We start from the raw sequence: 20674 nt of genomic DNA, 5'->3' as shown, positions 1-20674 counted from the left end.
ACCGCACGGATTCCTTGGTGCGGGCCCACGAGGCCATCCCTGACGACGATCCTGCCGGGACAAGATTAACGGGATTCCGACCGCCGCGCGCACCGCAGGCCGCCGCCTCTGCCGCACTGAAGGCCATCGGAATCGCCAGGAATTCTTAATTGGCATTGGAGGTATGTATGAACCAGCCCGTGATGGGCGGCGTCGCCGCACTGAACGTCCCAGCTTACATCAAGCACAACAAACTCATCAATTGGGTGGCCGAGATCGCGGCCCTCACGAAGCCCGACGCCATCCACTGGTGCGACGGCTCGGAAGAAGAGTACGACCGCCTGTGCGCACAGATGGTCGAGGCCGGCACGATGAAGCGCCTGAACCCGGCCAAGCGTCCGAATTCCTACCTCGCCTGTTCCGACCCGAGCGACGTGGCGCGCGTGGAAGACCGCACGTTCATCTGCTCCGCGACGAAGGAGCAGGCGGGCCCGACCAACAACTGGGTCGACCCGAACGAAATGCGCCAGACCTTGAACGGTCTGTTCGACGGCTGCATGGCCGGCCGCACGATGTACGTCGTGCCGTTCTCGATGGGGCCGCTGGGTTCGCCGATCGCGCATGTGGGCGTGGAACTGTCGGATTCGCCGTATGTCGCGGTCAATATGCGGATTATGACCCGCATGGGCAAAGCCGTGTACGACGTGCTGGGCGCGGACGGCGATTTCGTCCCGTGCGTGCACACCGTCGGCATGCCGCTGCAGCCGGGCCAGCAGGACGTGCGTTGGCCGTGCAACTCGACCAAGTACATCGTGCACTATCCGGAAACGCGCGAGATCTGGTCGTTCGGTTCGGGCTACGGCGGCAATGCGCTGCTGGGCAAGAAGTGCTTCGCGCTGCGCATCGCCTCCAATATGGGTTACCAGGAAGCCCAGCAGGGCGGTCCGGGCTGGCTGGCCGAGCACATGCTGATCCTGGGCGTGGAATCGCCGCAGGGTGACAAGAAATACGTCGCGGCCGCGTTCCCGTCCGCCTGCGGCAAGACGAACTTCGCGATGCTGATCCCGCCCGCCGGCTTCGAAGGCTGGAAGGTCACGACCATCGGCGACGACATCGCCTGGATCAAGCCGGGCGCGGACGGCAAGCTGTACGCCATCAACCCGGAAGCGGGCTATTTCGGCGTCGCCCCGGGCACGAACGAAAAGACCAATCCGAACTGCATGGCCTCGCTGCGCGAGAACGTCATCTTCACGAACGTGGCGCTCACCGACGACGGCGACGTGTGGTGGGAAGGCATGACGAAGGAAGCCCCGGCGCACCTGATCGACTGGCAAGGCAACGACTGGACCCCGGCGTCCGGCACCAAGGCCGCGCACCCCAACGCGCGCTTCACCGTTGCCGCCACGCAGAATCCGGTGATCGACCCGGCCTGGGACGATCCGGCCGGCGTGCCGATCTCGGCCTTCATCTTCGGCGGCCGCCGCTCGACGACGGTGCCGCTCGTGACGGAAGCCCGCAACTGGACGGAAGGCGTGTACATGGCCGCCACGATGGGCTCGGAAACGACGGCCGCCGCCGCGGGCAAGATGGGCGTCGTGCGCCGCGACCCGTACGCGATGCTGCCGTTCATCGGCTACAACATGAGCGACTATTTCCAGCACTGGCTCGACCTGGGCCGCAAAGTGGCCGAGAAGAATCCGGAGGCGCTGCCGAAGATCTTCTGCGTCAACTGGTTCCGCACCGACGAGAACGGCAACTTCGTGTGGCCGGGCTATGGCGACAATATGCGCGTCCTGAAATGGATCCTGGACCGCAGCGAGGGCCAGGGCGGCGGCATCGAGCACATGTTCGGCACCACGCCGACGTATGGCGACCTGAACTGGACCGGCATCGAATTCACGGTCGAGCAGTTCACCTTGATCACGTCGATCGACAAGGACGCCTGGCGCGAGGAGCTGAAGCTGCACACCGAGCTGTTCGACAAGCTGGCCTACCGCCTGCCGCAGGAACTGGTGGCCACCAAGGAGCAGCTGGAGCAGCGCCTGGCCGAATAACGCCGGCCGGAAAAAGAGCAGTGGGGAGACGACGGCTGCCCGATGAGGCAGCCGCAAAAAAACTGGAAAAGGGGACAGGTTCGCGCCTGTCCCTTTTTTCATGGCGATTTCAGCAAAATCTTCCCATCTTTGGCACCGTTTCACGCCCGGTTTCATGATGCCCGCGCACGCGTCACCGCTTCACGTGCCCGTCACATTGCAAAGGAATAATGCGCCGCTCCGACACACTGTTTCCGGAGCAACCATGCCACGATCCCACGCCGTCCTGTCCCGCCACGCAATTGCCGCCGCCGTCCTCGTCCTGCTGTCCGCCTGCGGCAGCAGCGACTATGTCGATGTCGCACCGGTCTCGACCGCACCTTCGGCACCGGCCGATCCCGGCGTCGTCGAGAACGTGCCGGCACCGTCCGTCGCCGCGTTCGTCGACAATGCTGCAACTAACCAACGCAGCGAGCTGACGATCGACGTCAACGCTGGCGTGCGCGCGCTGGCGCCCTTCCTGGAATTATGGACGCCCGTCGTGCAGACGGTCGACGTCAGCACGTGGAACGGCCTGCCGGACCAGGGTACCGTGCTCAACCAGGCCGTGCACGACAAGAACATCCAGTACGTCGTCGACGCGACCACGCAGCGCACGGCCGCGCAGGCCACCAGCGCCTACCTGGACGACCGCCAGAACCAGGCCTACAGCATCGTCGACGGCATGGGGCCGTTGACGGCCGCCTGGCGGGCCGGCTCCAGGGCGACGACGACGATCACGAGCGTGGCGCCCGATGCGACGACCGTGAAATACGACGACGGCGGCAACGGCGCGGGCGACGACACCACGGCCGAGTTCGGCTCCGTCGTGTCGTTCATCAACGCGATGCGCAATAATGGTTCGACGGAACCGTCCAAGCGTTTCTACAAATACCCGCGTCCGTGGCGCTGGAGCAGCGCCGTCAAGGTCGTGCCCGCGCTGGAGCCGGCGAAAAGCCCGACGCCCGCGACGGACGGCGGCTTCCCCAGCGGCCACACGAATGCGGCGATGCTGAACTCGCTGGCGATGGCCTACGCACTGCCGGAGCGCTTCCAGGAAATGATCTCGCGCGGCATGGAGCTGGGCGAGAACCGCATCCTGGCCGGCATGCATTCGCCGCTGGACGTGATGGGCGGCCGGATGCTGGCCGAGGCCATCTTCACGGGCAACATCAACGCGGCCGCCAACGCGACGCTGAAGCAGAAGGCCTATGCCGACGCCCACGCCTGGCTGGAGGCGCAGACGGGCACGAATGCCGATACCTTGTATGCTTACGCGCACGGGGCGCCGGTCGCGACGGACCGTTTCGCCGATCACGACACGAACAAGGCCAACTACCTGCGCCGCATGACGTTCGGCTTTGCCCCGATCAAGGCGACGGATGTCCCCGCCGTCGTGCCGAAGGGCGCGGAAGCCATCCTCGAGACGCGCCTGCCCTACCTCGACGCGATGCAGCGCCGCGCCGTCCTGCGCAGCACGGCGCTGCCGTCGGGCTATCCGCTGCTGGACGATGCCGAAGGCTGGGGCCGGTTGAACCTGTTCGCCGCGGCGGACGGCTACGGCGCCTTCAACGGCAGCGTCGTCGTGACGATGGACGCGTCGCGCGGCGGCTTCTGGGCGATGGACGCCTGGCGCAACGATATTTCCGGCAGCGGCAAGCTGACCTTGAAGGGCACGGGCCGCCTGGTCCTGACCGGCAACAACAGCTGGACGGGCGGCACCGAGATCGCCGGCGGCACGCTGGAAGCGGATTCGAATGCCGCGCTGGGCACGGGCGACGTGTACGTCGACAGCGCCGGCACGCTCGCGAGCGCGGCGCCGGGCCAGCTTGTCATCGGCGGCAATTACGCCCAGCTCGACAAGGGGACGCTGGATATCGCCCTCGGCGCGAACCAGGCGGGCACGGTGGCGGTGCGGGGCACCGCGACGATCCTCGGCGGCACCTTGCACCTGACATTCTCCGGCGGCTTCAAGCCGGCCGTCGGCACCACGTACCAGGTGCTGTCGGCCGCCAGCCGCAAGGGTGTGTTCGCGGACGTCGTTGCGGATGGTCACAAGTCGACCGTCATCTACAGCAACACGGGCGTTTCCGTGCGCATCGACGGCTGAGGAGGTGGAGGGGATTGATGCAGCTTAATCGCGTGGCCGACCCGATGCGCATAATGGGACGGCAGATGTCCCCTCCGCGATCCGACGAATGGAGCGTAAATTTCATGAATAAACTGCTTGAATTTAGTGTTCCAGGCGGCATTGTTGTCGTCGAATCCGCCGAAGCAGGGCCGGCCAATGTGGTGCGTGGTTCAGGCATCGCGAGGGTCACGGAAAAGGTCGGCATGTCTCTGGGCGATACGTTGTCCGTGGTGCATCCGGTTGCCGATGCCACGCTTGCTGCCCTCCGCGAACTGGCGCCGGCACCGGCCTCCGTCGAGATCGAATTCGGCCTGAACTTCAACGGCAGCATCGGCGCGTTCATCGCGCAGACCAAGGCCGAGGCGAGCCTGCACATCAAGCTTGTCTGGAAGCCGGCGTAGCCGGAACAGGTCCGAGGGAGGAACAACCACGGGAGAATTGTGCTGTCCAAGTCATATGGCAGCGACGCCTCCGAAAGGATGACGCCGGGCTCCGTCCGATCAGCCTCGGAGGTGCAATGAATTATCAGAACTTTGATCTAGAAATTATCTCTTCGCAAGGTGACCAGAGCCTGCATGCGAGGGTGCTCGAATCCCCGCAGGGCGACTCGCCATTCGTCGATGTGGCATGGCCGTTCGAGGCCGAAGAGGAAAACGAATTCCTCGCCGAAATGTATGGCGGGTTGAGGCAGCGTCGGGCGCGATCGACCAAGATGAACACCATCCAGGATTTCGGCGGGAGATTGTTCGATGCGGTGTTCACGGGCGATATCGAGCACCTGTTCCGTGCCTCGCTGGATGCGGCGTATCGCGCAGGGACCGGCTTGCGCATCCGCCTGCGCTTGCCCGACGACAGCGCACTGCATTCAAGGCCGTGGGAATTCCTGTTCGATACCGAGAGCCGGGAATTCCTGGCAGTCAGGGAACATACGCCCCTGGTCCGTTACCTGCCGGTGGCACAACCGATCCCGCCCATTACGGTAGAGGGGCCATTGCGCATCCTCGTGGCATTGGCCGCACCGTCGGATCACCCTCGGCTCGACGTCGCACGCGAATGGGAAATACTGATGAATGCGCTGGAAGCGCCGGTGTCCGCCGGCCAGGTCGAACTGCGGCGCGTGCCGGGCCGCTGTACCTTCGACAACCTGCGCGATTCGCTCCGCCATTTCGGTGCGCACATCTTCCATTTCATCGGGCACGGCATTCCGGGCGCGCTCGTGCTCGAGCAGGAGACGGGCAAGGGACTGGAAATGGAAGCGACGCATCTGCGCTCAGCCTTTCCGAGCGGCGCGCTGCCGCGGCTCATCGTCCTGAATTCCTGTTCTGGCGCGATCGGCGAAGACATGCCTTTCTCGGGCCTGGCACAAGGCTTCCTGCGGCAGGGCGTACCGGCCGTGGTGGCGATGCAGGCATCGATTACCGATGACGCCGCGCTGATCTTTACCCGCTATTTTTATCGCGACCTGATCGAAACCGGCACCGTCGACGCGTCTCTGACCGAAGCAAGGCTGCGCATGCAGGGCAACGGCCATCCCATCGAATGGGGCACGCCGGTGCTGTATATGCGCGCACTGAGCGGCCAGCTGTTCAAGCCGGGCGCGAACCTCAATGAGCGGAAAACCCCGACAGAGGCGCCGCCGAAAGAGATCGTATTGCCCCGGCCGGAACCCATTGCGCATGACAGGAACAAGAGGCAAAGAGAGATGCCGGTAAGGGACAGTACGCCGGCGCTCAGGCCCAGGCCCGAGCCGGGTCCGACGGAACGGAAGCGGCCAAAGGACCCGCTGAAAAAGGAAAATCCGCCGTCGCTCCAACCGCCGCCAAGTCCGGGAGAACGCAAGAAACCCAGAGAGAGCCGGGTGGTGGAATCTACCCTGCCGATCAAGCTTGAGCCGAAAATGGACACATCGGCGCCGGCACCGCCGGTCCGGCCGGAACCCAGGTTCGACGTACCCGAAGTGCCGGTGATGCTCCCACCGGCACCGCCGCAGGCGGCGAACATCTCGCCCGCGGAGGAGCAGAGCCCGCTTGTCAAGACTTTTGCCAGGTACTGGCCGGCTGCCGGTCTGGCCGCGTTTTCCCTTGTCGCAACCGGGGTTTACTTGGCTGTCCGCGACAGCCCCGCGCCGCCGCCAGCGAAGCCATCGGCAATATTGCTGCCATCACCGAGCCCGCCTTCTCCGGCACCATCGACCGCGCCACGGCCGTCCGCACCGGTGACGGCGCCGAAATCGGATGGCGCCGGGCGCGCGCCCTCCTTCGTCGAGGACAAGGCCGAGGAGGCAGCGACCAAACGATCCGATATCCATGTGCGTTCGCGCGCGGCGCGCAAAGTCGTCACGCAGCAGGCAGCACGCAAACGGACTGCGCCTGCGGCCACCGACAATTGCAACGATCCCGATGTCAGCGCAAGGCGTATCGACTGCTTGTTAAAAAATAATCGGAGGCAGCCATGAAGTCCCGTTTGCAAAGCGTGGTGGCGGCATTGGTGCTGGCCGGATCGTCATCCGGCCTTGCCGCGCAGGAGGATTGCAGCGCAAAAATCAACACGATGGAAAAAATCGGTGATATCCAGGCGGCACTGCATTGCCTCGACAGCCGGATGGCCGCCGAAAGCGAGCGCGCAAAGGCGGAAGCCGAAAAAAGCCGCAAGCAAATGCTCGCAAAGACGACTGGCTTCGATATCGCCATCGCGAATGTCCGGAATGTGTCCCTGGACGAAACCACCAATGGCGTCTGGAAGGAAATTCCGGATTCCGAGGGCGCGCACGCGTGTTTTCTCGGCTCGGTGCGATTGCCGCTAGAGGGTTTATGCCAGATAAGCTACCAGGGTGCCCAGGAGCGTTGGGCGTATAACATCAGCGATCCCAAGCGCGCGGGTTTCATGTGCACCGCGACCTGCGTATGGATGGGTGTCGTCCCGAAGCCGCAGCCCAAGGAGTAGCCGGCGGTTCGTGTTGTCGAATATTTTTCGTTTTACTGATGCATCGTTATCCATTATCCTTTGCGTCTGGATGAGTGTTAGCGCAAACATTTCATCGCCCAGTCATTTGACACCGTAAAGGACAATAATCATGAGACACCGCCGCAAGTTGTTGGGCAGCGCACTCGCGCTGGTTTTCGCGTCTTCGTTTGCCCATGTCGGCACCGCCCTGGCCGCGGACGCCGCGCGCCAGATCGTCATCGACGCCAAGGCGCCGACCGTCGCGCGCGACCATTTCGCCGACCTGTCGGTGGGCTCCGACTATCCGGGCACGCTGATCCGCGACGACAGCCTGGCCCAGCTGAAAATCGCGAAGGAAGAGCTGGGGTTCCGCTACATCCGCTTCCACGCCATCTTCCACGACATCCTCGGCACCTATAAAGTCGTCGACGGCAAGCCCGTGTACGACTGGACGAAGATTGACTACCTGTACGACAAGCTGCTGGGCATGGGCATCAAGCCGTTCGTCGAGCTGGGCTTCACGCCGGACGCGATGAAGACGTCGAACCAGACGATCTTCTACTGGAAGGGCAATACGTCGCACCCGAAACCGGACCAGTGGGCGGCCCTCGTCGACGCCTTCGTGCGCCACATGCAGCAGCGCTACGGCAAGGACGAAGTGCGCAGCTGGTTCTTCGAAGTGTGGAACGAACCGAACCTGGACGGCTTCTGGGAAAAGGCCGACCAGAAGGCATACTTCGAATTGTTCGACCTGACGTCGAAGACCCTCAAGGCGATCGACCCGGCGCTGCGCGTGGGCGGTCCGTCGACGGCGGGCGCGGCGTGGGTGCCGGAATTCCTCGCCCATACGAAGCAGAGCGGCGCCGCAGTCGACTTCATCACGACGCACACCTACGGCGTGAACGGCGGCTTCCTGGACGAAAACGGCAAGGGCGACAACAAGCTGTCGCCGTCGCCGGACGGCATCGTCGGCGACGTGCGCAAGGTGAGGCAGGAAATCGAAGCGTCCTACCTGCCCAAGCTGCCGTTGTATTTCACCGAGTGGAGCACCAGCTACTCGCCGCGCGACCTCGTGCACGACTCCTACATGAGTGCCGCGTACATCCTGTCCAAGCTGAAGGCGTCGGAAGGCCTCGCGCAGGGCATGAGCTACTGGACGTACACCGACCTGTTCGAGGAACCGGGTCCGCCGACCGCGCCGTTCGAAGGCGGCTTCGGCCTGATGAACCCGCAGGGCATCCGCAAGGCGTCCTGGTTCGCCTACAAATACATGCACGAGCTGGGCGACCGGCAGGTGCCCACCAGCGACAAGCAAAGCTGGGTGACGAAGGACGCGAACGGCGTGCAGGTGCTGGCCTGGGACTTCCAGACGCCGGACATGGGCAACATGAGCGACCATCCGTTCTTCGGCGCGGTCCAGCCGACGAAGAACGAAGCGCCTTTGACGCTCGCGCTGAAGGGCATGAAGCCGGGCACGTATAAAGTCCAGGTCTACCGCACGGGCTTCAAGGCGAACGACGCGCAAACGGCCTACATCGAGATGGGCAAGCCGAAGACGCTCTCCAAGGAGCAGCTCGCGCAGCTGCAGGCGCTGACGGTGGACAAGCCCGAGACGCGCACCGTCAAGGTCGCGAAGAACGGCAGCGCGAGCGTGCAGGTGCCGATGCGCGTCAACGACGTCGTGCTGGTGAAGATCGTCAAATGATCGGACGCGGTGGGGCGCTCAGCCCCACTGCATCAGGCATGGCGGCACCAGCAGGGCGAGGGCCAGCACGAGGTAGATCAGCTGCAGCGGGATCATCCACCTGGCCCACGTCAGCCACGGCACGCGCGCGAGCGCGAGCACGCCCACCGTGATGCCGGACGTCGGGATCATCGGCGTCGAGAGTTCTCCGAGCTGGAACGCGAGGATCGCGGTCTGGCGCGTCACGCCCACCAGGTCCGCGAGCGGCGCCATGATCGGCATCGTCAGCGCGGCCTGGCCCGTGCCCGAGTGGATGAAGAAGTTGATTACCGACTGGATCAGGTACATCTTCTGCGCCGCGAACACGGGATGGCTCGACTGCACGAGCGGCATCAGGCCGTGCAGCATCGTGTCGACGATGTGGGCGTCGCGCGCGAGGATCATCGTGCCGCGTGCGACCGCGATCACGAGCGCCGTCGGCGCCAGGTCTTTCGCCCCCTGCATGAACGCCGCCACCCAGTCGTCGGGCCCCAGCCGGCCGACGATGCCCACGACGATCGCCATCGACAGGAACAGCGCCGCGATCTCGTCGATGTACCAGTCGAATTTCACGACGCCGATCACCATCGATCCGAGCGCCAGCGCGAAGATCGCCAGCACCGCCTTGTGCCGGCCCGTCATGCGCTCGCTCGTTTGCCCGGACGGCGCGGCCGCCGCCTGTTCCCGGCGCCGCGCCTGGTCCAGCACATAGGTCGGGCTCAGCGTCGGGGTGTGCTTGACGCGGGCCGCGTACCACATCAGGAAGACGATCGTGACGAACGTCGCCGCCGCCCACACGATCAGACGATAGCCGATCCCCGAAAACACGGGCACGCCCGCGATGCCTTGCGCGATGCCGACGTTGAACGGATTGAGGAAGGCGGCGCCGAAGCCGGCCTGCGAACCGAGAAAGGGAATCGACACGCCGACGATGGTGTCGTAGCCGAGCGCCAGCGCCAGCGGCACGAAGATCAGGACGAACGGGATCGCCTCCTCGCTCATGCCGAACGTGGCGCCGCCGAGCGAGAACAGGGTGACGAAGACCGGAATCAGCGCGGCGCGCGCGAGCGCCGAGTGCTCGTGCATGCGGGCGACCGAGCGGATGCCCGTGTCGATCGCGTCGGTTCTCTGCACGACGGCGAACGCGCCGCCGACGACCAGCACGAAGCCGATGATCTGCGCCGCCTCCACGAAACCCTTGATGGGCGCCTTCATCAGCGCCACCAATCCCTGCGGGCTGCTGGCGACGTAGTGGAACGACGCCGGGTCGACGAGCTGCTTGCCGTTCATGAGATGCGTCTCGTACTTCCCGCCGGGGACGAGCCACGTCGCCAGCGCGATCAGCGCGAGGATCGCGAACAGCAGCACGAAGGTATTGGGCATCCGCAGGCGCATGCTCGTTTGCTCCTTATTGACTCAACAGCGAACCGGAACGGAAGGGCGTCGTGCCCGCGATTTTGCAGACGTGCATGCCGCGCAGCAGGTGGCGGTGCGCGGTGCTGGCGAACAGCAGCCCGTCGCGGCCGGCGCGCACGGCGGCCGTTTCGCCCGTGACGGGGTTGACGATGTCGGCGACGGCGTCGCCCGCCTGGACGTGGTCGCCCAGGGCCTTCAGGAACACGAGCACGCCCGATTGCGGCGCGTGCAAGGGCTCGACGGCGTCGAGCGGCGACGCCGCGCACAGCGGCTCGGGCAGCGCGGCCGGCGGCAGATCGAGGGCGCCTTCCTGCGCCAGCCATTGCAGCAGCGCCCGCGCATCCTGTTCGGCCAGGTCGTAGCGCACGTCCATCTCGCCGCGCAGTTCCACGGTGACGGCGGCGCAGGCGGGCGGGATCTGCGTCGCGGGGCCGAAATGCGCGGCGAGATCCCACCACAGCCGGCTGCACGCTTCGTCGAACGGCTCGCCGCCCGAGCCGGCCGACAGCAGATAGGCGCGCGCGCCCAGCAGCGCCGCCAGCGGTGCCACGCGCTCGGCCAGCGCGGGGCCGGTGTACATGTGCAGCAGGGCTTCGTTGTCGCTGTGCAGGTCGAGCACGATGTCGGCGTCGATCGCCAGCGCCAGCAGCGTCTTCTTCAGTACCTGGGTCGCGTCGGTGGGCGCCCACCGTTCGACGGCGGCGCACGCCTGCGCGCGGATCGCGGCGACGTTCGCGGCCGCATCCGGCCCGAGCTTGCCGGCCAGCGTGGATTTGAGTTCGTCCGCCACGTGGGGAAAGGCGCGGTTGAAATTCACGCCGGTGGCGAGGTCGAAGCGTCCGAACGGGATGCCGTGCACGACCTGCGACAGGCCGATGGGATTGGCGGCCGGGACGAGGATCACTTCGCCGCGGACGCGGCCCTCGGCATCGAGCCGTTCGAGTTCGCGCCGCAGGCAGTGCGCGACCAGCATCGCGGGGACTTCGTCCGCATGCAGCGCGGCCTGGATGTAGACCTTCCTGCCGCCGCCCGCGCTGCCGTAGTGGTAAGCGGTGAGCTGGGACGTGGCGAGGCCGGGTTCCGCGGCGATCGGGTAAGTCGTCGTATGCATGCGCAAGATCTCCTGGCGGGCACGTTGAAAAACCTGCTGCGCGTTGCAGATTCGTGGGGGCGCCTAGCCCTGCGATGCTCACTGTACTGCTCGTACAGCTGCGCTTCTCGACGAAATCTGCTGCCGCTCGCGACGGTTTTTCGAGGCGCCCTGGCGTCGGCTGCTGCGGCCGATTATGTATGAATTTTTACACAACGTAAATCGATGAAAGCCGATTTTCAAAAACTTGTTGAAATCGGCGTCGCACCTGTTTTACATTTAAAAATATTAACTCATTGATATCCGATTTCGATGACGCCTCCCGTCCCGCCCAGCGCTTCGCCCGACGTCGGTTTCGCCGCATCCTCGCTCGGCCGGTCGCTGCTGCGGGTGCTGGCCGAGGGCTCGGCGTCGAACCGCGCGATCGCGGATTACGTGCTGCGCAACCAGGTGCGCGTGACGGCGCTCGGGATCGAGGAGCTGGCCGACGCGTGCGCCGTGTCGACGGCGACCATCAGCCGCTTCGCGCGCGATCTCGGTTTCAAGAACTACGCGGCGATGCGCGGCGCGGTGGCGGAGACCTTGCAGTCCGTGCTGCAGCCCGTCGAGAAGCTGCGCAGCACGATCGCGCGCCGCACGGCCAAGGTGTCGCCCGCGCTGGAAAGCCTGGGCTATGCCGAAGCGGCCCTCACGGCCACCAGCCGCGCGCTGGCCGGCGCGCAGATCGACAGTATCGGCGCCGTGCTCACGAAGGCGCGCACCGTGTACGTGCTGGGGTTCGGGCTGTCGTCGTTCCTCGCGGGTGCGCTCGCGATGCATTTGCAGCCGTTCTGCCGGCACGTGGTGGAAGTGGCCGCGAGCGGCGGTACGGAGGTGGCGGCCAGCCATCTCGCCACCGTCACCGCGCGCGACGTGCTGGTCGTGGTCTCGCTGCCGCGCTACACGCTGGACGCCGCGTCGCTGACCCGGTTCGCGCGCGACGCCGGCGCGACCATCGTCTCCATCACCGATTCTCCCGCGTCGCCGCTCGCCGAGCTGGGGCACCACGTGCTGTACGCGCACTGCGCGCACCCGGTGCTGCCCAGCAGTTCGAGCGCCGCGCTGGCCGTCATCGAAGCGCTGGCCGTGGCGCTGATGACGTCGAACAAGGCCAACGTCGCCAAGGCCGCGCGCCACACCGAGGCCATCGCGGCCTATCTCCACGGCGAACACCAGATCCGCGCCGGCGGCACGCAGAAAAAAGTCACCAAGAGAGGGAGGACCGCATGACCAAGCCCATATCGAGAGCCTTGCAACCGACCGTCCTGGCGGCAGTCATCGCTGGCCTGATGGCGCAGCAGGCGTATGCCCAGGCGCAGCCGGACGAACCGAAAATGCACCGCGTGGAAATCACCGGCTCGTCGATCAAGCGCATCGACACCGAAACGGCGTTACCCGTGCAGCTGATCACGCGCGCGGACATCGACAAGATGGGCGCGACGACCGCCGCCGAACTGGTGAAGAACATCAGCGCGAACACGGCGCCGCTGACGGATGGCCCGAGCATCTCGGACGGCACGTCCGGCCAGCGCGGCCTGAACGGCGCCAACCTGCGCGGCCTGGGCGTGTCGTCCACCTTGATCCTGCTGAACGGACGGCGCCTCGCCAACTTCGCCTCGCCGGGCGACAACTCGGGCGTCGACTTGAACAACATCCCGGCCGGCGCGATCCAGCGCGTCGAGGTGCTGAAGGACGGCGCGTCGGCGATCTACGGGACGGACGCCATCGGCGGCGTGATCAACTTCATCACGCGCAAGGATTACACGGGCATCGACCTGGCCGCATCCGCCGCGGGCACGCAGCAGGGCGGCGCGGGCAAGCGCACGCTGAGCCTCAGCGGCGGCACGGGCGACCTGTCCACCGACCGCTTCAACGTGTTCGGCGTGCTCGACGTGCAGCAGCTCGACCGCCTGCGCTCGGGCCAGCGCCGCTTCATCGCCGAGCGCCCGCTCGCCACGACCTTGCCGGCGCAGATGTCCAGCAACACGTTCCCGGCCAACGTCGACATCTCGTCCGCGCAGCGCGCCGCATTGATCGCCGCGGGCCTGCTGCCGGCCGGCAGCCGGGCCAGCCGCGTCAATCCGAGTTCGCCCAACTGCAATCCGCCCGCCACCGTCTACGCCGAAAAGGGACCGGGCGGCGCGGCGGGCTGCAGCTACGACTACATGGAAGACACGGAGATCTATCCGGATTCGCGCAAGATCGGCTTCATCGGCCGCGCCACGTTCCAGCTCGATCCGGACAACCAGCTGTTCGCGGAATTCGTGCAGAGCGAGGCGAAGACGAAGTACGTGCTGTCGCCGAACCCCGTCCGCATCCGCAATCTGCCGGTGAGCATCCTGCCGGACGCCTATCGCACGGCGCTGTCGGCGCCGGGTCTGCCGGCCACGTTCGGCGGCATCCGCTACCGGATGGAGGAAGCGGGCAACCGCAGCAACGAGGTGACGAGCACGGGACAGCGCCTGCTGCTGGGCGCGACCGGCACCATCAAGGGCTGGGACTACGACGTCGCGCTGGGCCGGGCCGAGAACAAGGCCGTCGACAAGTACGTGAACGGCTACGTCCTGTACGACAAGTTCGAGGCCGGCGTGCGCGCGGGGACCATCAACCCGTTCGCGCCGTCGTCGCAGGCGGGCCTGGACCTCATCGACGGCATCAAGATCGACGACGAGGCGAGAAAGGCGAAGGGCGTGTCCACCTCGCTCGACGGCAAGATGTCGCGCGCGTTGATGGCGCTTTCCGGCGGCGACCTGGCGCTCGCGGTCGGCGGAGAGTTGCGGCACGAGCACCAGACGTTCACGCCGTCGGACCTGCTCAAGTCGAACAACATCGCCGGTGACCGCGACAGCACGATCCCGGCCGGCGAAACGGCCGACGTGGAGACGGCGGACAATACGAGAAAAGTGGCGTCCGTGTTCACCGAGGTCGTGGCGCCGTTCACCAGGGAACTCGAGATGCAGTTCGCGCTGCGCTGGGACCACTACAGCGAAGTCGGGAACACGACGAATCCGAAGATCGGCCTGCGCTGGCAGCCGGCGCAATCGCTGCTGCTGCGCGCGTCGGCCGGCACGGGCTTTCGCGCGCCGTCGCTGTCGGACCTCAAGCGCCCGACGATCTTCGGCACGACGGCCGGCATCCTGACCGACCCGCAGTGCGTGAAGCAGGAAGGCAGCATCGACACGTGCACCGACCAGTGGGACGTCGAGCGCCGTTCGAACCCGAACCTCAAGCCGGAGAAATCGCGCCAGTTCACGCTGGGCGCCGTGTTCGAGCCGGTCAAGCGCACGAGCCTCTCCGTCGACTACTGGAACATCGAGAAGAAGGACGTCATCAGCACGCTGGGCGAGCAGGTCATCATCGAAAATCCGGAAGCCTACAACGGCAAGTACATCCAGCGCGACGAGGACGGCTTCATCTCCAACATCCTCCTGATGAAGGAAAACCAGGGCAAGCTGAAGACGTCGGGCTTCGACATCGGCGCCGAGTGGCGCGGCGAGCGCGGGCCGTGGGGCCGCTTCGGCGTCAACCTGTCCGGCACGCTGATCCTGCACTACGACCGCCAGTTCGGCCCGCAGGAGCCGTACCGCAGCAACCTCGGCGTGTTCCTGAACGACCAGGTGATCCAGAAGTGGCGCCACCGCGTGAACGTCGAATGGGACAACGGTCCGCTCGCGCTGACCCTGGCGAACCAGTATTCGACGGGCTACACGGACCAGAACACGACCTACGACCCGTACACGGACAAGCTGCTGCCGCCGAACCACGTGAAATACTATTCGCTGTGGGACCTGACGGGCAGCTGGACGGCCGGCAAGCGGCTCAAGGTGCGCGCCGGCGTGCTGAACCTGTTCAACGCCGATCCTCCGTTCTCGAACCAGGCATATTTTTTCCTGGCCGGGTACGACCCGAGCTACACGGACCCGCGCGGCCGCAGCGCGTTCGTGAGCGTGAACTATGCGTTCCGCTGACATGCTGACGCGCCTCTGTCTTGCGCTGGCGCTGGCGGTGTGCGCCGGCACCGTGGCGGCGGCCGCGCCGGACAATCCGAAGGGATCCCTCGTCATCGTCGGCGGCGGCCTGCGCGTCAACAATGCCGAGGTGTGGGAAAAGATCGTCGCGCTCGCGGGCGGCAAGGGCGCGCGCATCGCCGTGCTGCCCACGGCCGCCGAGAATCCCGCGAAGGAGGGACAGCTCACCGTGGACGCGCTGAACCGCTACGGCGCGCGCGCCTTCGTGGTGCCGGTCGCGCCGCGCCTGGCCGGTACGGATGTTCGCAAGGCCGCGGACGATCCCGCGCTGGCCGATGCCGTACGCAAGGCCGGCGGCGCGTTCTTCACGGGCGGCGACCAGGCGCGCATCACGGCATCGCTGCGGCACGCGGACGGCGGCAACACGGCCGTGCTGGATGCGCTGTGGGCGCTGTACCGGCGCGGCGGCGTCATCGCGGGCACGAGCGCCGGCGCCGCCATCATGAGCAGCACGATGTTCTACGACCCGCCGCTGGAAGTGATGCCGGTGCTGAAGAACGGCGTGGTGGACGGGAAGGACGTCGCACCGGGCCTGGGCTTCATCGGCACCGACGTCTTCGTCGACCAGCACCTGCTCGCGCGCGGCCGCTTCGGCCGCATGCTGCCGGCGATGGTGAGTCAAGGCTATACGCTGGGACTGGGCATCGACGAGAACACGGCCGTCGTCGTCGGACCGGCGCGCGACGTGACCGTGATCGGCTATCGGGGCGCGCTCGTGCTCGACCTGCGCGATGCGACGACGGACAAGGCGCAGCCGCACTTCAACTTGTCCAATGCGCGCATCAGCTACCTGGACAGCGGCGACCGGTTCGACCTGGTCACGCGGACGTTCACGCCGGGACCGGGCAAGGAACCCGTGGACAGGAAGTACGTCGAGCACCGCGCTCCAATTTTTTATACCGACATCCTCGGCAACACGGCGGTCGCGGACCTGCTGGAAAAGCTGGCGGACAGCGACCTGCAGCGCGCCGTCGGCGTGGCCTTCGAAGGGCCGGACAGCGCCGCGCCGGAACGCGGGTTCGAGTTCACGTTCACGCGCGTGCCGGACAGCGCGACCTACGTCACGAACCGCGAGGATGCGTATTCGGTCTACCGGATCCGGATGGACGTGCGGCCGGTGCGGGTTCACCAGCCGTTTTATACGGCGGAGTAAAGACCGGCCGCTTGACAGGCGTCGCCTGTCGAGAAATACTTCTCGTTTTGTTATCGATAACCGTCATCGAATCGAAAGGGAAGCCATGCCGCACCTACCGGGAACCTCCGCGTTCCTCGCCGCCTGCCTGATGACGTGGACACCGGCATTCGCCCAGGACGCCAGCCCGGCGGCGCCGGACGCGGACCCGCCGCCGCAGGTCGTGGTGACGTCGATGAAGGACCCGTACCGGATCGCGTACCGGAACATCCTGAAGGCGCTGGATGCGCAAGCCGACAATCCGCAGCTCGCACCGGGGGCGCGGATGCGCTGGATGCTGTTTGCGAAAGATGGAAGACCGCTGGCCCAGCCGCCGGCTATCACGGTCGCCGGCAGCGCCGGGCAGATTGACGTCGTGCAGGACAGCGATGGCGCGTTCGACCTGCCGGCGGCCGTGTCCGGGCTGGGTGACGACGTCGAATTGCGCATCGGCGCGAAGCGCGGCGACGTGCTGCTGGTGCCGCTGGTAGAAACGGGCGGCGTCGATGCGTCCAGCCGCCGGCTCGGCGACCTGCGGCTCGAGTGCGAGATGGCGTGGCGGCTGGAGTACGACGACATGCCGTTCGCGCTCAAGACCGCGATCAAGCTGATGGGAAGTCCGTGCGGATCGAAGCATTTCGGCGTGGCGTTCCACGTCCGGCACCGGCTCGCGTCCGCCACCATCGCGCGCGACGGCCAGGCCACCGCATTGCGGTTGGGCTGGCGGTCGCTGGCGTTTTACGCGCCGCTCTACGACGGCACGCTGGGCAACGATACGCCGGTCACGCTCGCGTACCGGCGCGACGACCCGTGACGGGCCGTCTTATTGTTTCAGCAGCGGCTTGAGATACTTGCCGGTGACGCTGGCCGGATTCGCGGCCACATCCTCCGGCGTGCCGTGCGCGACGATCGTGCCGCCGCCCGCGCCGCCTTCCGGACCCAGGTCGACGATCCAGTCCGCCGTCTTGATGACGTCCAGGTTGTGCTCGATGATGACGAGCGTGTTGCCCTGGTCGCGCAGGCGGTGGATCACCTTCAGCAGCAGGTCGATGTCGGCGAAGTGCAGGCCCGTCGTCGGCTCGTCGAGGATGTACAGTGTGCGGCCGGTGTCGCGCTTGGACAGTTCCAGCGACAGTTTCACCCGCTGCGCCTCGCCGCCCGACAAGGTCGTCGCGCTCTGTCCCAGCTTGATGTAGCCGAGGCCCACGTCCAGCAGCGTGTGGAGCTTGCGCGCGATGACCGGCACGGGCTTGAAGAACTCGTGCGCATCCTCGACCGTCATCTCCAGCACTTCGGTGATGTTCTTGCCCTTGTACTCGACTTCCAGGGTCTCGCGGTTGTAGCGCTTGCCGTGGCAGACGTCGCAGGGCACGTACACGTCCGGCAGGAAGTGCATCTCGACCTTGATCACGCCGTCGCCCTGGCAGGCCTCGCAGCGGCCGCCCTTGACGTTGAACGAGAAGCGGCCCGCGGAATAGCCCCGTTCCTTCGCCGTCGGCACCGTCGAGAACAGGTCGCGGATCGGCGTGAACACGCCCGTGTACGTGGCCGGGTTCGAGCGCGGCGTGCGGCCGATCGGCGCCTGGTCGACGGAGATCACCTTGTCGAAGTGTTCCAGGCCGTGGATGGCGTCGTGCGGCGCCGGCTCCGTCTGCGAGCCGTACAGGTGGCGCGACAGCGCCGGGTACAGCGTGTCGTTCACGAGCGTCGACTTGCCGGAACCCGACACACCCGTCACGCACGTGAGCAGGCCCACCGGCAGCTCCAGCGATACGTTTTTGAGGTTGTTGCCGGTCGCGCCCGTGATGACGAGCTGGCGGTCCGGGTCGGCCTGCGTGCGCTTCTTCGGCACGTGGATTTTCTTCTTGCCGGACAGGTAGGCCGCCGTCAGCGACTCCTTGCTCTTCATGATGTCCTTCAGGGACCCCTCGGCGATCACGGCGCCGCCATGCACGCCCGCGCCCGGGCCCATGTCGACGATGTAGTCCGCCGTGCGGATCGCGTCCTCGTCGTGTTCGACCACGAGCACGCTGTTGCCGATGTCGCGCAGGTGCTTCAGCGTCGCGATCAGGCGATCGTTGTCGCGCTGGTGCAAGCCGATCGACGGCTCGTCCAGCACGTACATCACGCCCGTCAGGCCCGAGCCGATCTGCGACGCGAGGCGGATGCGCTGCGCTTCGCCACCGGACAGCGTGTCGGCGCTGCGGTCCAGCGACAGGTAATCCAGGCCGACGTCGTTCAGGAACGACAGGCGCGCGACGATTTCCTTGATCACGCGCTCGGCGATGTCCTTCTTCGCGCCCGTCAGTTCCAGGTCTTTGAAGTAGCCGAGGCAGTCGCGCAGGGGCGTCCTTGCCACTTCATAGATCGCGCGCTGCTGCCGGCCGTTGCCGATCTTGACGTAGCGCGCTTCCGTGCGCAGGCGCGCGCCGCCGCAGGACGGGCACTCCTTCTCGTTGATGAACTTCGCCAGCTCTTCCTTCACCGCCATCGAATCCGTCTCGCGGTAGCGGCGCTGCAGGTTGTTCACGACGCCCTCGAACGTGTGCTCGCGGATCACCGTGCGGCCACGCTCGTTCACGTACGCGAACGGCACCGCCGTCTTGCCGGAGCCGAACATGACGACGTCCTGCGCGGACTTCGGCAGCTGCTCGAACGGCTTGTCGAGGTCGAAACCGTAGTGCGACGCGAGGCTCGTCAGCATCTGGTAGTAGAACTGGTTGCGGCGGTCCCACCCTTTCACGGCGCCGGACGCCAGCGACAGGTTCGGGAACGCGACGATGCGCTTCGGATCGAAGAACTCGATGTGGCCCAGGCCATCGCATTCCTGGCAGGCGCCCATCGGGTTATTGAAGGAGAACAGGCGCGGCTCCAGCTCCTGCAGCGAATAGCCGCAGACGTTGCAGGCGAACTTGTTCGAGTAGATGTGCTCCTTCTCGGTGTCCATCTCGTACGCGACGGCGCGGCCGTCCGCGATGCGCAGCGCGGTCTCGAAGCTTTCGGCCAGGCGCTGCTTGATCTCGGCATTCACCTTGACGCGGTCGATGACGACGTCGATCGTGTGCTTTTCCGTCTTCTTGAGCTTCGGCAGGTCGTCCACGTCGTAGATCTTGGCCGCGTGCGTGCCGCTCTGGATGCGGAAGCGCACGAAACCCTGCGCCTGCATCGCCTCGAACAGGTCGCTGTGCTCGCCCTTGCGGTTGGCGACGACGGGCGCCAGGATCATCAGCTTGGTCCCTTCCGGCATGGCCAGCACGGCGTCGACCATCTGCGACACGGTCTGCGCGGCCAGCGGCTCTTCCGGGTGGTCCGGGCAGTACGGCGTGCCGACGCGCGCGTACAGCAGGCGCAGGTAGTCGTGGATCTCGGTGACGGTGCCGACGGTCGAGCGCGGGTTGTGCGACGTCGCCTTCTGTTCGATGGAGATGGCGGGCGACAGGCCCTCGATCATGTCGACGTCCGGCTTTTCCATCAGCTGCAGGAACTGGCGCGCGTACGCGGACAGCGATTCGACGTAGCGGCGCTGGCCCTCGGCATACAGCGTGTCGAACGCGAGCGACGATTTACCGGAACCCGACAGGCCGGTGATGACGATCAGCTTGTTGCGCGGCAGGTCGAGATTGATGTTCTTGAGATTGTGCGTGCGGGCGCCGCGGATACGGATTTCTTCCATTGTTGTTTGAAGGCTTTCGAATGGTTGCGGGGCCGGCGCACGCAGATGACGGGTGAGCGGGCCGAACGGGAAAGCGCACTAGTTTACCTGTTTTTATTTACAGTGGTATGCCGACGCTCGAAAAAGTCTGCAAGGCTAGTCGGCATGATATGACGTCTTGTCAAGACCTGCCGTCATGACATGCCGTGCGGGAATGGCGGGTGCGTTCCGTATGTGGTCCGGGGGCGGGGCAATTCAATGGCAGACTCACCAGAAAACGGAAAAATTTTACTGGCTTGTATTGATGCGCATCTCTTCCAATTCGGGCACTTCGGCCGCATTTACGTGGTCTGAGCGGATGCTGCAAAACGGTTGTCCGCCAGAGCCGCGACGTGCGCAAAAAATTGCAACCTGAGGCAACGAAACAGGC

At 65.7% G+C, this 20674-nt stretch carries 13 protein-coding genes; 10 read left to right on the top strand and 3 right to left on the bottom strand.

Annotation, left to right across the window (positions count from 1 at the left end; translation table 11 throughout):
* Nucleotides 1–167: 167 nt before the first annotated feature.
* From ISF28_RS14030 to ISF28_RS14005, 6 genes are all read left to right on the top strand, one after another.
* Nucleotides 168–2033, top strand: a complete 1866-nt coding sequence (locus ISF28_RS14030) for a phosphoenolpyruvate carboxykinase (GTP) (protein ID WP_198117802.1) — start codon at nucleotides 168–170, stop codon at nucleotides 2031–2033.
* 244 nt (nucleotides 2034–2277) lie between these two features.
* Nucleotides 2278–4161 carry an acid phosphatase gene (locus ISF28_RS14025; protein ID WP_198117801.1) on the top strand — a complete coding sequence of 628 codons (1884 nt, stop codon included), beginning with the start codon at nucleotides 2278–2280 and terminating at the stop codon, nucleotides 4159–4161.
* Between the two features lie 104 nt (nucleotides 4162–4265).
* On the top strand, nucleotides 4266–4583 hold the full coding sequence (locus tag ISF28_RS14020; RefSeq protein ID WP_198117800.1) for a CU044_2847 family protein: 318 nt from the start codon (nucleotides 4266–4268) through the stop codon (nucleotides 4581–4583).
* A gap of 116 nt (nucleotides 4584–4699) precedes the next feature.
* Entirely contained in the window at nucleotides 4700–6637 is a 1938-nt protein-coding gene (locus ISF28_RS14015) for a CHAT domain-containing protein (protein WP_198117799.1), read from the top strand.
* Nucleotides 6634–7125, top strand: a complete 492-nt coding sequence (locus tag ISF28_RS14010) for a hypothetical protein (protein ID WP_198117798.1) — start codon at nucleotides 6634–6636, stop codon at nucleotides 7123–7125. Before ISF28_RS14015 ends, ISF28_RS14010 begins: the two co-directional genes overlap by 4 nt.
* Before the next feature lie 130 nt (nucleotides 7126–7255).
* Nucleotides 7256–8830: a GH39 family glycosyl hydrolase gene (locus ISF28_RS14005; protein ID WP_198117797.1), complete on the top strand. Its 1575-nt coding sequence runs from the start codon at nucleotides 7256–7258 to the stop codon at nucleotides 8828–8830.
* Nucleotides 8831–8848: 18 nt separating this feature from the next.
* Here the strand turns inward: ISF28_RS14005 and ISF28_RS14000 are convergent, their stop codons facing one another.
* Nucleotides 8849–10243: a YfcC family protein gene (locus ISF28_RS14000; RefSeq protein WP_198117796.1), complete on the bottom strand. Its 1395-nt coding sequence runs from the start codon at nucleotides 10241–10243 to the stop codon at nucleotides 8849–8851.
* 13 nt (nucleotides 10244–10256) lie between these two features.
* Nucleotides 10257–11375 (bottom strand): succinylglutamate desuccinylase/aspartoacylase family protein, encoded by a 1119-nt coding sequence (locus tag ISF28_RS13995; protein ID WP_198117795.1) that lies wholly within the window; start codon nucleotides 11373–11375, stop codon nucleotides 10257–10259.
* A 291-nt stretch (nucleotides 11376–11666) separates the two neighbouring features.
* On the opposite strand from ISF28_RS13995, the gene ISF28_RS13990 reads away from it, so the two are divergent.
* The 4 genes from ISF28_RS13990 to ISF28_RS13975 all read left to right on the top strand — a co-directional run bounded on the left by ISF28_RS13990 (nucleotide 11667) and on the right by ISF28_RS13975 (nucleotide 17406).
* On the top strand, nucleotides 11667–12623 hold the full coding sequence (locus ISF28_RS13990; RefSeq protein WP_198117794.1) for a MurR/RpiR family transcriptional regulator: 957 nt from the start codon (nucleotides 11667–11669) through the stop codon (nucleotides 12621–12623).
* A gap of 20 nt (nucleotides 12624–12643) precedes the next feature.
* Nucleotides 12644–15361 carry a TonB-dependent receptor gene (locus tag ISF28_RS13985; protein WP_229519079.1) on the top strand — a complete coding sequence of 906 codons (2718 nt, stop codon included), beginning with the start codon at nucleotides 12644–12646 and terminating at the stop codon, nucleotides 15359–15361.
* On the top strand, nucleotides 15348–16574 hold the full coding sequence (locus ISF28_RS13980) for a cyanophycinase (protein WP_198117792.1): 1227 nt from the start codon (nucleotides 15348–15350) through the stop codon (nucleotides 16572–16574). Before ISF28_RS13985 ends, ISF28_RS13980 begins: the two co-directional genes overlap by 14 nt.
* An 85-nt stretch (nucleotides 16575–16659) precedes the next feature.
* Nucleotides 16660–17406, top strand: a complete 747-nt coding sequence (locus ISF28_RS13975; RefSeq protein ID WP_198117791.1) for a hypothetical protein — start codon at nucleotides 16660–16662, stop codon at nucleotides 17404–17406.
* A 9-nt stretch (nucleotides 17407–17415) separates the two neighbouring features.
* Here ISF28_RS13975 and uvrA read toward each other — a convergent pair whose 3' ends face one another.
* Entirely contained in the window at nucleotides 17416–20265 is a 2850-nt protein-coding gene (uvrA, locus tag ISF28_RS13970; RefSeq protein WP_198117790.1) for an excinuclease ABC subunit UvrA, read from the bottom strand.
* Between the last annotated feature and the right edge of the window lie 409 nt (nucleotides 20266–20674).

The organism is Massilia rhizosphaerae (assembly GCF_016093545.1).
GTDB classification, from domain to species: Bacteria; Pseudomonadota; Gammaproteobacteria; order Burkholderiales; family Burkholderiaceae_D; genus Telluria; species Telluria rhizosphaerae.
This window is presented reverse-complemented; position numbering and strand designations above follow the sequence as displayed.

Coding starts and splice junctions, on each gene's coding strand:
- ISF28_RS14030 (WP_198117802.1), top strand. CDS start 168: ATGAACCAGCCCGTGATGGGCGGCGTCGCCGCACTGAACGTCCCAGCT.
- ISF28_RS14025 (WP_198117801.1), top strand. CDS start 2,278: ATGCCACGATCCCACGCCGTCCTGTCCCGCCACGCAATTGCCGCCGCC.
- ISF28_RS14020 (WP_198117800.1), top strand. CDS start 4,266: ATGAATAAACTGCTTGAATTTAGTGTTCCAGGCGGCATTGTTGTCGTC.
- ISF28_RS14015 (WP_198117799.1), top strand. CDS start 4,700: ATGAATTATCAGAACTTTGATCTAGAAATTATCTCTTCGCAAGGTGAC.
- ISF28_RS14010 (WP_198117798.1), top strand. CDS start 6,634: ATGAAGTCCCGTTTGCAAAGCGTGGTGGCGGCATTGGTGCTGGCCGGA.
- ISF28_RS14005 (WP_198117797.1), top strand. CDS start 7,256: ATGAGACACCGCCGCAAGTTGTTGGGCAGCGCACTCGCGCTGGTTTTC.
- ISF28_RS14000 (WP_198117796.1), bottom strand. CDS start 10,243: ATGCGCCTGCGGATGCCCAATACCTTCGTGCTGCTGTTCGCGATCCTC.
- ISF28_RS13995 (WP_198117795.1), bottom strand. CDS start 11,375: ATGCATACGACGACTTACCCGATCGCCGCGGAACCCGGCCTCGCCACG.
- ISF28_RS13990 (WP_198117794.1), top strand. CDS start 11,667: ATGACGCCTCCCGTCCCGCCCAGCGCTTCGCCCGACGTCGGTTTCGCC.
- ISF28_RS13980 (WP_198117792.1), top strand. CDS start 15,348: ATGCGTTCCGCTGACATGCTGACGCGCCTCTGTCTTGCGCTGGCGCTG.
- ISF28_RS13975 (WP_198117791.1), top strand. CDS start 16,660: ATGCCGCACCTACCGGGAACCTCCGCGTTCCTCGCCGCCTGCCTGATG.
- uvrA (WP_198117790.1), bottom strand. CDS start 20,265: ATGGAAGAAATCCGTATCCGCGGCGCCCGCACGCACAATCTCAAGAAC.